The following is an 11,880-nucleotide window of genomic DNA, read 5'->3' on the forward strand; positions in this document are numbered from 1 at the left end:
GTCCCCTTCGGGGATATCGGTTCTTCTAATTATAATCTGGGTCTGCTTTGTTATCTCTTCCCGGTTTCCGTCCCCTTCGGGGATATCGGTTCTTCTAATCCTGTCCTCTGCAATGCAGCATTCATGCGGTGGAAAATGCAGTTTTGCGGCGCAAAAATATTTTTCTGCATTTTTATCGCCTGCCGCGGAAGAAAAGCTCTCCTTCCCCGCATATTTCCTATTGCGGCGCAAAAACCGGCTTTTCTCCTCTCCAAAATATTATACAAAGATTTCGGATGGGAAGAAAGGTCCTCCCATCCGGCATATTGTACTTTAAAAACACAAAGATCTCGAAACTATCAGGAGCTAGGAGCTTCTCCGCGCTCTCTCACTCCCACCCCTTCGGCAGCTCCAGGATCGCGCCGCGGTTTCCGCTTGTGACGAGTGCCTGGTAGCGGGCGAGGTAGCCGTCCGTGACCCTCGGCTTTCTCGGCTTCCACGCGGCTCTCCTCTTTGCAAGCTCTTCTTCTGAGACCTTCATGTTAAGTCGGTTTCCGGGGATGTCGATGGAGATGATGTCTCCCTCTTCCACCAGCGCGATCGGTCCGCCGACCGCGGCCTCCGGAGAGACATGACCGATCGCCGCTCCGCGGGAGGCGCCGGAGAAGCGGCCGTCCGTGATCAGCGCGACCGTGCTGCCGAGTCCCATTCCGACGATCGCAGAGGTCGGATTCAGCATCTCCCGCATTCCCGGGCCGCCCTTCGGGCCCTCGTAGCGGATCACGACGACATCTCCCTCATGGATCCTGCCGCCCTTGATCGCCTCGATCGCATCCTCCTCACAGTCGAAGACCCGGGCCGGTCCCTCATGCTGCATCATCTCCGGCGCGACAGCGGAGCGCTTCACGATGCCGGTATCCGGCGCGAGATTTCCCTTCAGGACCGCGATGCCGCCGTTTGGCAGGAACGGATTTTCAATCGGGCGGATGATCTCCGGGTCCCGGTTCACCGCGGAGCGGATATTCTCCTTCATGCTCTTTCCCGTGACGGTGATCCCGTCCAGCCGGAGAAGATCCCTCTTGCTGAGCTCCTTCATGACGGCGTAGATGCCGCCCGCCTCGTTGAGATCCTCCATATAGGCGGGGCCGGCCGGGGCGAGGTGGCAGAGGTTCGGCGTGCGGTCCGAGATCTCATTGGCATACTCCATGTCAAGCTCGATGCCGCACTCATGCGCGATCGCGGGGAGGTGGAGCATCGTATTGGTGGAGCAGCCGAGCGCCATATCGACCGTCAGCGCATTCCGGAAGGCATCCTCCGTCATGATGTTCCGCGGGCGGATATTCTCTCCGACCATCTTCATGATCGCGTAGCCCGCCTCCTTCGCGAGGCGGATCCGGGAGGAGTAGACCGCGGGGATCGTGCCGTTTCCGGGGAGTCCCATGCCGATCGCCTCCGTCAGGCAGTTCATCGAGTTTGCGGTGTACATACCGGAGCAGGAGCCGCAGGTCGGGCAGACATTTTCCTCATAGCAGCGAAGCTCCTCGAGGGACATCTTCCCCGCCTCATAGCTCCCCACCGCCTCGAACATCGAGGAGAGAGAGCGCTTCCTGCCCCTCACATGTCCGGCGAGCATAGGGCCGCCCGAGACGAAGACGGTGGGAATGTTGACCCGCGCGGCCGCCATTAAGAGGCCCGGGACATTTTTATCGCAGTTTGGAATCATCACGAGCCCGTCGAACTGATGCGCCCTCGCCATGCACTCCGTCGAATCCGCAATCAGATCCCTCGTCACCAGGGAATATTTCATGCCCACATGTCCCATCGCGATGCCGTCACAGACCGCGATCGCGGGAAAGAGCACCGGCATCCCCCCGGCCTCCGCGATGCCGAGCTTCACCGCATCCGCGATCTTGTCCAGATTCATATGTCCCGGCACGATCTCGTTGTAGGAGCAGACCACGCCGATCATCGGCTTCCGCATCTCCTCCTTCGTATAGCCGAGTGCGTTGAACAGACTCCTGTGCGGCGCCTGCTGGATTCCCTCCCGTACCTTATCACTGTTCATCAGAAATCTCCTTTATCTTCCTTCTCTTATCTTATATCTTATCCCATTTTATCTTACGCGAGGCTTTCCTTTTGGGCCTCCCGGAGATCCGGGCTCTTCTTCCTTTCACTCATATCGTTAAAGAAATTCGCGAGCAGGGCTCCGGAGATATTATGCCACACGGAGAAGACCGCTCCCGGGATCATCGCGAGGGGATACTGCGAAAAATGCGTGTGCGCAAGTCCCGTGGCGAGTCCGGAATTCTGCATGCCGACCTCGATCGAGATCGCACGGCACTTCGTCGTGTCCAGGCGGAGCGCCTTCGCAACGCCGTAGCCCGCCGCATAGCCGAGAAGATTGTGGCAGATGACGACGACGATGATCAGAAGTCCGTTGGAGAGGATCTTCTGGGAGTTCACCGAGACCACCGCTGCGATGATCAGGATGATCGCGAGTGTCGAGACCAGGGGAAGCGCCTTCACCGCCCTCTGCGTGAATCGCCCGAAGAAGTAATTCACGACAAAGCCCAGGAGGATCGGAAGAAGCACGACCTGGAGAACCGAGATGAACATGCCCATGACATTGACATCAACCGTCTTTCCCGCATAGAGCAGCGTGAGAAGCGGCGTCATAAACGGCGCGAGCACGGTGGAGACCGAGGTCATGCACACAGACAGCGCCACATCTCCGTGGGAGAGATAGGTCATGACATTGGAAGAGGTTCCTCCCGGACAGGTCCCGACGAGGATGACGCCGACCGCAAACTCCGGCGGAAGTCGGAAAAGCTTCGTGAGCAAAAAGGCGATGAGCGGCATCAAAGTGAACTGGCAGAGCGCGCCGATCACGACATCCTTCGGGCGCCGGAGGACATCCGTGAAGTCGGAGGGCTTCAGTGTGAGCCCCATCCCGAACATTACGACACCGAGCAGATAATTGATCCACTTCGTGCTGATAAAGCGCACCGCTCCCGGGAAAAAGAGCGAGACCGCCGCCGCGAGTATGACAAGGAGCGCCATCCATCGACTCACAAATGCGCTCAGCTTTTCCAAAACCTTCATAATCCTTCCCCTTTCTGTCCCCGCCTCATCTCTTTCACAGAATAAGAGAGAAAAAGGCCTGAACCCTGCCCCTTCGGCTTACGCCGATAAGAGACAAAGGTTCAGACCTCTGCGGTACCACTCTTATTGCCATCCTGAGATGGCCGCTCTTTCGCATCCATGGGAATGCGCTGCCCGTGATGACGGGGGCGTCCGTCCGCGCTTACTGCTGTTTCGGCGCGGCAGCTCGGAAATGATTTTCAAAAGGCGTTCCGCACTGACTCGCAGCTACCGTCAGCTCTCTTGAGCATCCCGCCTTCCTACTCCTTTTCGTCAAAGCCTTTTTCTCTGTGAAATTTTCCCTATCCTAAGGCCTGCCGAAAAATATGTCAATAGCACCCGCCATTCCTTTTTCCTATGAGAGCTATGTCAGATGGATCCTCAATCCGCGCTCTCTAAAAGCTCCAGGCTGTGCTCCTCATTCATCCTCTCGCACATCGCGAGGAAGCGCTCGATCGGGATATTATTGAGCTGTCGGTTCGAGCCCCTCATGTTGATGGAGACGGTATTCTCCGCTGCCTCCCGGTCTCCGAGGACGAGGATGTACGGGTCCTTGAAATTCTTGTACTTCTTGATCTTCTCCTTCATATTGCTCTCGGAGTAATCCGCCTCGACGCGGATGCCGTGCTTTTGCAAAAGCGAGAAGACCTTCTTCGCGTAGGCATTATGCTCCGTTCGGATCGGGACGATGCCGACCTGCTCTGGGGAGAGCCAGAAGGGGAAGACGCCCTTGAAGTTTTCGATGATAATTCCGATGAAGCGCTCCAAGGAGCCATAGATCGCCCTGTGAATGACGACCGGCATAGCCGATACGCCCTCCGCGGTCTGATAGCTTAAGCCGAAGTTATGCGGGAGCTGGAAGTCGAGCTGGATGGTCCCGCACTGCCATTCTCTCCCGAGCGCGTCCTTGATCTGGAGGTCGATCTTCGGCCCGTAGAAGGCCCCGTCTCCCTCATTGATCTCGAAGCCTCCCTCGCCGTACTTATTCGTGAGGATCCGCTTTAAGGCCGCCTCTGCCCTGTCCCAGACCTCGATATCTCCCATAAAGTCCTCGGGTCTTGTGGAGAGCTCCGCGCGGTAGCTCACGCCGAAAGTCGAGTAGATCTCATCCGCGATGGAGATGATATCCTTGATCTCATCCTCGATCTGCGACTCCATGACGAAGGTATGATCGTCGTCCTGCCGGAATTCCTGCACGCGGAAGAGACCGTTCATCTGCCCGGACTTCTCCTTCCGGTGGAGCACATCGTACTCGGAGTAGCGGATCGGAAGCTCCCGGTAGGAGCGGTTCTTCCTTTTATAGGTGAGCATGGCATTCGGACAGTTCATGGGCTTTGCCGCCATCGTATCCATCCTCTCCCGGTTATAGAGGACGGAGCCCGCCTGAATCTTTATATTCTTCGGCTCTTCTCCCTGCTCCGCGAGATTCTCCAGGATTCCCGGAATCTCCGCGTCCGCCTTCAGCCAGCCGGATACGCCGGGCACCATAAACATATTGTTGATGTAGTGCGCCCAGTGTCCGCTGATCAGCCAGAGCTTCTTGTTGTTGATGAGCGGTGCGGCGATCTCCCTGTAGCCGTGTCTCTCCTGTACCTCTCTCGAATACTTGAGGAGGGCCTGATACATCTTCCAGCCTCTCGGGAGCCAGTAGGGCATGCCGGGAGCGGTCTCGTCAAAGAGGAAGAGCTCCAGCTGGGCTCCGAGCTTCTTATGATCCCTCTCCTGCGCCTCCTTCACGAACTTAAGATGCGCCTTCAGAGCTTCCCTGTCCGGGAAGGCGTAGAGATAGATCCTCTGGAGCTGGTCCCGGTGCTCATCCCCTCTCCAGTAGGCCCCGGAGGTTGACTTGATCTGGAAGGCTGCATTCAAAAGCTCCTTGGAATTCTCCACATGGGGGCCGCGGCAGAGATCCACGAAGTCATCCCCTGTATGATAAGCGGTGATGACGGCGTCCTCCGGCAGATCCTCGATGATCTCCTTCTTAAAGCGCTGATCCTTAAAAAGCTCGAGCGCCTCCTTCCGGGAGAGCTCCTTTCTCGTCCAGGGCTCCTTTCTCCGGATGATCTCCCGCATCTTGTCCTCGATCTCCTTGAAGTTCTCCTCCGTCACAGGCCTCGGGAACACAAAATCATAGTAGCAGCCGTCCTCGACCTCCGGCCCGATCGCATACTGCACATCCTTCCCGTAGAGCTCAATGACCGCCTTAGCCAGGATATGTGCGAGAGAGTGCCTGTATACTAAAAGATATTGTTCCTTGTCCATGCTTTCCTCCTCATAAATAGATCAGGACGCTGCCGCCGGGGCTCCTGTCCCCATAAAAGCGTCCCCGGTCCTATCTATATATCATAAATTCTTCCGAAAATACAGAGGGGGCTTTTTCTCAAAGCGGACTCCGATCATTAAGCTCCTTCAGAATTCTCTCCGCGATCTGCTCCGGCGTGAGCTGCCGCTCCCTAAGGAGAGCTTCGATGTCATAGCGGTCATAGAACTTCTTTTCCAGCCCGAACTCCAGCACTCTCATATCGGAATCCGCGTAGAAGGAGCTGATCTTCGGGGCGAAGCCGCCCTCCAGGATTCCATCCTCCAGCACGGCGGTGATCCTGTGCTCCTTCTTCAGTCCCTCCAGCATCGCATAGTCGATATGAGAGACATAGCAGGGATCGATCAATGTGACCTCGTGATGAAGCTTCTCCCGGAGGACGTCGGCCGCTTTTTCTGCCGTCTGATAGAGCGCGCCATAGGCGAGGAGCGCGGCCTCTCTTCCGCTTCTCGCCATGCAGAATTCCCCGAGCCTTCCGTAGTCTTTTCGGACCGGATGATTCGTCGGATGCAGATCGTCCGCCGGGATCAGGATCACGACGGGCCTCTCCCTCTGCTCGATCGACCATTCCAGCATCGCGAAATACTCCTCCTTTCCCTCCGGCGCGAGCACGGCGAGCTCCGGGATATTGGAGAGCATCGGAAGGGCGTAGAGACCGAGGTGCGTCTTGTCCCGCATCCCGTAGATGGAAGCGCTCCCGGCGAGGATCGTCACCGGCGTATGGTTGATCGCGACATCCTGTGAAAGCTGGTCATAGGCCCTCTGGAGGAAGGTCGCGGAGGTGAAGTAGATCGGCTTTCCGCCGTTTTTTGCGATGCCGGAGGCTACCGCGACGCCGCTTTGCTCCGCGATCCCGACATCCATATATTGCCTTCCGGCTCTCTCCCGGAGCTCCTTCGTAAAGCCCAGCACGCCGGGGACGGCGGAGCTGACCGCGATTACGCTCGGGTCCTTCTCCATCTTTTCGAGGAGGAATTTTGCGGTCTCGCTCTCATAATCCTCCCCCTCATCCCGATACTCCTCCTTCGTCTCCCCCGTCTCGATAACGAAGGGGAGATGCCAGTGCCATTTCTCCTTGTCCCTCTCCGCCGGGGGATAGCCCTTTCCCTTTTCGGTATTGATGTGGAGCACAATCGGATGCCCGATATCCTTCACTTTCTCGAAGGCCGCAGCGAGAGATGCGATATCATTTCCATTCGAAAGATAGAGGTAGTCCAGTCCCATCGCCCGGAAGAGGTTATTTTCCGCCTTTCCCTCCGTATCCCTAAGCTCCTCGAGATTTCGATAGAGTCCGCCGTGATTTTCCGCGATCGACATCTGATTGTCATTTACGAGGATGATGAAATTCGTCGAGAGCTCCCCCGCGATATTGAGTCCCTCCAGCGCCTCTCCGCCGGAGAGGGAACCATCTCCGATCACCGCGATGATATTCTCCCTCTCTCCCTTCAGATCCCTGGCCTTCGCAAGTCCCAGGGCCAGGTCGATGGAGGTCGAGGTGTGCCCGATCTCAAAGAAATCATGGGGGCTCTCCGCGGGAGAGCTGTAGGGGGAGACATCATCGTAATGCTCCTCATAGAGATAGGCGTCCTTCCTGCCGGTCAGCATTTTATGGGGATAGGTCTGGTGCGAGACATCGAAGACGATCTTGTCCTTTGGAGAGGAGAAGACATAGTGGAGGGCCACCGTGGCCTCGATGAATCCAAGATCCGGACCCACATGTCCCATATGAATGCTGGCTCTTCGGATCAGAGCCTTCCGCATCTCCGAGGCGAGCTCCGGCAGCTCCCTTAAGGACAGCTTCTTCACATCCTCCGGTCCGTTGATTTTTTCAATATACATCTTGTTCGTTCTCCCTTCCTGCTTCGCCTGCCGTTTGATCCATCTCCCGAAGGGAGGTCGGCTGAGGCCTCCCAGGCGAAGCCGAGTCCCTAGCGCAGAAGTCTGCCATCAGGCAGACTCGGAGCGTTCTTGAGTCTTCTCGAAGAGAAGTGCCTCCCGGGCGAAGCCGAGTCTGTGAGCTTCGGACAGCGCGAAGCAGCACAAAGACTTACGGCCCGCGGTAAGCGCCGGGGCGGAAGACGCACGGTACGCAGAACGATCAAACGGCAGAGCAGCGGCATATGAATGCGCGATCAGGTACATGGCATCGCGCAGGATGGCGCAAGTAAACATCATGCCTGACAATATGTCAAGTATTTTTTTCGATCTCTTTTCGATCTCGCTTCTCGCAAGGGAAAAGCTGTGATAAGATGTTTCCTGCATTAAAGGTCTGCCCTCCGCTTCCCTTCCCGGGATGCGGAATTATGAGAAAACGCCCGGGAATGCGGGCATGGGCGTTTATTTTATTAAGGAAAGGAAGAGAGCATGAGCGATTATTCTATCGGCACCCGTTGCGTTCAGGCCGGCTATACTCCGAAAAACGGAGAGCCCCGCCAGGTCCCGATCATCCAGTCCACCACCTTCCGCTACGACAGCAGTGAGGCGATGGGGCGGCTCTTCGATCTGAAGGAGAGCGGGTATTTCTACACTCGTCTGCAAAATCCCACCAATGATTTCGTCGCCGCAAAGATCGCGGCGCTCGAGGGCGGCTGCGCGGCTATGCTGACCTCCTCCGGGCAAGCCGCGACTTTTCTCTCCCTCTTCAACATCTGCGAGTGCGGCGCTCATATCGTGGCATCCTCCAGCATCTACGGGGGGAGCTTCAATCTGATCGCCGTGACCATGAAAAAGATGGGCATCCGCGCAAGCTTTGTCTCTCCGGACTGCACGGAGGAGGAGCTGAACGCCGCCTTCTGCGAGGATACCTGCGCTGTCTTCGGGGAGACAGTCGCGAACCCGGCTCTCACCGTGCTCGACATCGAGAAATTCGCGAAAGCCGCTCATGCCCACGGTGTTCCTCTGATCGTGGACAATACCTTCCCGACCCCGATCAACTGCCGCCCGATCGAATGGGGCGCCGATATCGTGATCCATTCCACGACGAAGTATATGGACGGCCACGGCGTCGCCGTCGGCGGAGCGATCGTGGACAGCGGAAACTTCGACTGGCTCGCTCATGCGGATAAATTCCCGGGTCTCTGCACGCCGGATGAGTCCTACCACGGAACCTGCTATGCGGAGAGCTTCGGAAAGGAGGGGGCCTTCATTACCAAATGCACCGCGCAGCTGATGCGCGACTTCGGCTGCATTCCGTCCCCCCAGAACGCCTTCTACCTGAACCTCGGCCTCGAGTCCCTCCATGTCCGTATGCCAAGGCATGTGGAGAATGCCCAGGCCGCGGCGGAATTCCTGGATGCACAGGACAAGGTCCTCAAGGTAAACTATCCCGGACTCCCGGGGAACCGCTATCACGGACTCGCGGAAAAATATCTGCGTGGGGGCGGCTGCGGGGTCGTCTCCTTCGAGCTCTCCGGCGGGAGGGAGGCCGCGGAGCGCTTTATGGGAAAGCTGAAGCTCATCGCGATCGAAACGCATGTCGCGGACGCCCGCAGCTGCTGCCTGCACCCGGCGAGCTCGACGCACCGCCAGCTGAACGACTCTCAGCTTGCGGCGGCCGGTGTAGCCCCCGGTCTCATCCGCGTCTCCCTGGGACTCGAGGACAGGGAGGACCTGCTCGCGGATCTAAAGCATGCCCTGGAGGCCGTCTAAGCTTCGGCCCCTTCCGATTCCCCCGCGGGATAAGGTCCTGTCAGAAATATCCGAGGGCGGCGCTCTTTTCCTCACTGGGAAGGCAAAGCGCCTTGTGGAGATCGCGCGGAAGGAAGATGACGGAAGGCAGCGCTCTTCGCATCACTTGGGGAGCTGTGCTGTAATGCTGTAAACTGCGGCCGATGTGAACCGCGGCGAATCGAAACAAAAGGCTTCGGCCTCCCGACGGAAAATCGGGGGCCGAGGCCTTTCTCTTATCTTATCTCATCTCATCTTATCTTATCTTAACTTATCTTATTGTCTTAACTTATCTTATTTCAGGCTGTCCACTCTCCGTTGGAGTTTACCGTATAGCCTCCGATTACGGTGCTGACCGCGAGGGAGCCCTTTGTCCTTCCCCCCTCTGTCTTCTCATAGAGGTAGTACCACTTTCCGCTTATGAGCTGCCAGCCGGTCTGCATATAACCCTCGGAGTTAAAATAATACCAGTCCTTCTTCCCGTTGTATTCCAGGGAGAGCCAGCTGGACTTCGGGTAGGAGCGGTCCGGATTTCTGTACCACCAGCCCTTTTGATCCTGAATCCATTCTCCCTTGCTCCCGCTTCCTCCGTTTGCCCCTGTCCTTCCCGAGGCAGAGGCTCTGAGCGACCCGGATCCCTTGCCGGAGGACCCTCCGGAACGGGATCCGCCTCCCGATGATCTGCCGGAGCCTCCTCCAGAGGATCTGCCGGAACCTCCGCCGGAGGAGCCTCCCCTCTGCTTTGACGATTCCTCCTCCTTCGGGGGATTTGGCTTCGGTACGCTGCCCGGGGTTTCGGAAGCGTTCCCGGGATTTCCGCCTCCCGGTGCCATGGAGCCGGCATTTCCATTTCCGGAATTCTGATTTCTATTCCTGTCCGGTGCCGCTGTCCCCGGATTCTGATTTCCGTTTCCGCCCGGCGCCGCTGCCCCCGGATTCTGGCTTCCATTTCCGTCCGGCGCCGCTGTCCCCGGGTTCTGGCCTCCGTTTCCGCCCGGTGCCGCCGTACCCGGGTTCTGATTTCCGTTCTCCGCCGCCTTCACAAGGAGCTTCCCCTTTACGACGGCATTTGCCCCGTCTGCCCGGTAATTCTCCCGATAACTAAGAGGAGAGAGAGCTGTGATCTCGAATTCTCCCGCTGTCCTTCCATCCGTGGATGTCGTAAGGACCGGGCTCTGCTGAAAGACCTCCGCGCTCCCGTGCCCCGCGGCCTGTCCTTCCAGGCGGAAGCCAAAGCTCGGGAGAGGCTGTCCCGCCGTCATCGTCCGATCCTCGATCAGAAGACGGACCGGCCTCTTTGCGATCTCAAATTCCCCGAGCGTAATGGCATCCTCCGAGTAGGCCCCGGCCCCGCTTATGATGGCATGCACGAGGTATTTCCCGGCGTCTGACGGAGCTTCCTCCAAAAGTCCCGCCTCATTTTCCTTTTGGTATTTTATCGCGATGCTTTCTCCACCGGGAAGAGCAGCGGGCTCAATATGAGCTGTCCCCGTACAGGAAGCCGCGCTCCCGTCGTAGACCTTGTTCTCCGGGAGGGAAATCCCCTTGAGCTCTCCGATCTGCATGCCCGGAAGCTCACGGAAGCAGCTTCCGGAGCTTCCATTGATCTCGATCCCGGAATGTCCGTTTTCCGCGCCCCAGACCGCCTTTGCCGAAGCGGGCAGAACGGAAAGGTTCCGCTTTGAGCCTTTGAGATAATGCGTTCTCCCTGCTTCCGCGTATTTGTCGAAGGCGACAAGTGCGCCTCCGTCGATCTCTCTTCCCTCCCGGGCATCGACGAGAGCCTCCGCACTGCTCCCGTGCCCAAAGAGGAAGCCTCCGGAGATCCGGACCTTCTTCGCCGAAATCCCCTTCCCGCAGTGCGCGGCATCCTCGCTCCCGCTGAAGATCTCTCCTCCCTCGATCACGACATCTCCGCTCGAGTAGATCCCGGTCTTCTCTCCCCCTTCGGCGTCGATCCGTCCGCCGATCATATGAAGCTTCACATCATCCGCGGCATCCACCACATTTAACTCCGGATGATTTGAGGCAGAGGAGATTTCTCCCCCCGTGATTTCGACCTGCAGCCGGTCCTTAAAGCTGCAGACCGACATATCATGATTTCCGGAGCGGTCCGCCACAGCTCCTCCCTCCGCAAGCTCAAACACGCTGCCGGAGCCCCCGGATACTGTCAAGATCGCCTCCCCATCCTCCGGATTTGCGGATTCGATCTTCGCCTTCCAGACAAGCCTCCTCTGATCGGGGATGGAAAGCTCCAGGGAATGGATCCCCTGCTTGCTTCCGATCACAGTGACATCCTTCCCCGCAGTCAGAGCACTCTCTATCCCGGCCTTCACCGCGTCCCGGTCGGCAAGCCCCGTGATGTCGATCGTCTCGGTCTCCGACGCATAGAGCGCCGCCCGCGGCATCGGAATATTGCTGAAGCTCGCAGGCAGCAGATCCCTATCCGCTTCGGAAGAAGGAAGATCCTCCTCCATCTCCATGCTGTAGCCTGTTTCCCTTTGGATTCCTGTTTCCACGGAAGTCCCTCTTTCCCTGTGGAAATCCTGACTCCCGTAAGCGGACTGATCCGCGGCGGAAAGAAGCAGACAGGCCGCAAGCACTGCCGCTCCCGATCCCTTTCTCTTTTCTGATTTCACCCTACACCCTCCATACACAAAACAACCCTCCTGCCGCATTCCTCAGCAGCAGCATGCAAATCCGTCCCTTATTATACATATTTTTTTATTCTTTTCAACTTTTAATCATGATAAAATCTTTTCCGTTTCTTCCGC

General features: G+C 57.6%; 8 protein-coding genes and 1 other annotated feature. Of the genes, 2 read left to right on the forward strand and 6 right to left on the reverse strand.

What is annotated here, in order from left to right; genetic code table 11:
• A partial coding sequence (locus HMPREF1986_RS13395) for a hypothetical protein (RefSeq protein WP_207636980.1) occupies positions 1-316 on the forward strand: 316 nt, incomplete at its 5' end.
• A gap of 51 nt (positions 317-367) precedes the next feature.
• Here the strand turns inward: HMPREF1986_RS13395 and ilvD are convergent.
• From ilvD to HMPREF1986_RS13150, 5 genes are all read right to left on the reverse strand, one after another.
• Positions 368-2,044 carry a dihydroxy-acid dehydratase gene (gene ilvD, locus HMPREF1986_RS06265; RefSeq protein WP_021773964.1) on the reverse strand — a complete coding sequence of 559 codons (1,677 nt, stop codon included), beginning with the start codon at positions 2,042-2,044 and terminating at the stop codon, positions 368-370.
• Between the two features lie 53 nt (positions 2,045-2,097).
• On the reverse strand, positions 2,098-3,081 hold the full coding sequence (locus HMPREF1986_RS06270; RefSeq protein ID WP_021773965.1) for a bile acid:sodium symporter family protein: 984 nt from the start codon (positions 3,079-3,081) through the stop codon (positions 2,098-2,100).
• A gap of 86 nt (positions 3,082-3,167) precedes the next feature.
• Positions 3,168-3,406 (reverse strand) — a binding site (T-box leader).
• 95 nt (positions 3,407-3,501) lie between these two features.
• A complete protein-coding gene (locus tag HMPREF1986_RS06275) occupies positions 3,502-5,382 on the reverse strand; it encodes a threonine--tRNA ligase (protein WP_021773966.1) in 1,881 nt (626 codons plus the stop codon).
• A gap of 118 nt (positions 5,383-5,500) precedes the next feature.
• Positions 5,501-7,279 carry a 1-deoxy-D-xylulose-5-phosphate synthase gene (locus HMPREF1986_RS06280; RefSeq protein WP_021773967.1) on the reverse strand — a complete coding sequence of 593 codons (1,779 nt, stop codon included), beginning with the start codon at positions 7,277-7,279 and terminating at the stop codon, positions 5,501-5,503.
• A gap of 108 nt (positions 7,280-7,387) precedes the next feature.
• Complete coding sequence (locus HMPREF1986_RS13150) at positions 7,388-7,702, reverse strand: hypothetical protein (protein ID WP_021773969.1); 315 nt, start codon at positions 7,700-7,702, stop codon at positions 7,388-7,390.
• Between the two features lie 102 nt (positions 7,703-7,804).
• On the opposite strand from HMPREF1986_RS13150, the gene HMPREF1986_RS06290 reads away from it, so the two are divergent.
• Positions 7,805-9,088, forward strand: a complete 1,284-nt coding sequence (locus HMPREF1986_RS06290) for an O-acetylhomoserine aminocarboxypropyltransferase/cysteine synthase family protein (protein ID WP_021773970.1) — start codon at positions 7,805-7,807, stop codon at positions 9,086-9,088.
• A 317-nt stretch (positions 9,089-9,405) separates the two neighbouring features.
• Here the strand turns inward: HMPREF1986_RS06290 and HMPREF1986_RS12590 are convergent, their stop codons facing one another.
• Positions 9,406-11,745 (reverse strand): hypothetical protein, encoded by a 2,340-nt coding sequence (locus HMPREF1986_RS12590; protein ID WP_051273885.1) that lies wholly within the window; start codon positions 11,743-11,745, stop codon positions 9,406-9,408.
• Between the last annotated feature and the right edge of the window lie 135 nt (positions 11,746-11,880).

The sequence above is a fragment of the Oribacterium sp. oral taxon 078 str. F0263 genome (genome assembly GCF_000469565.1).
Classification (GTDB): Bacteria; Bacillota; Clostridia; order Lachnospirales; family Lachnospiraceae; genus Oribacterium.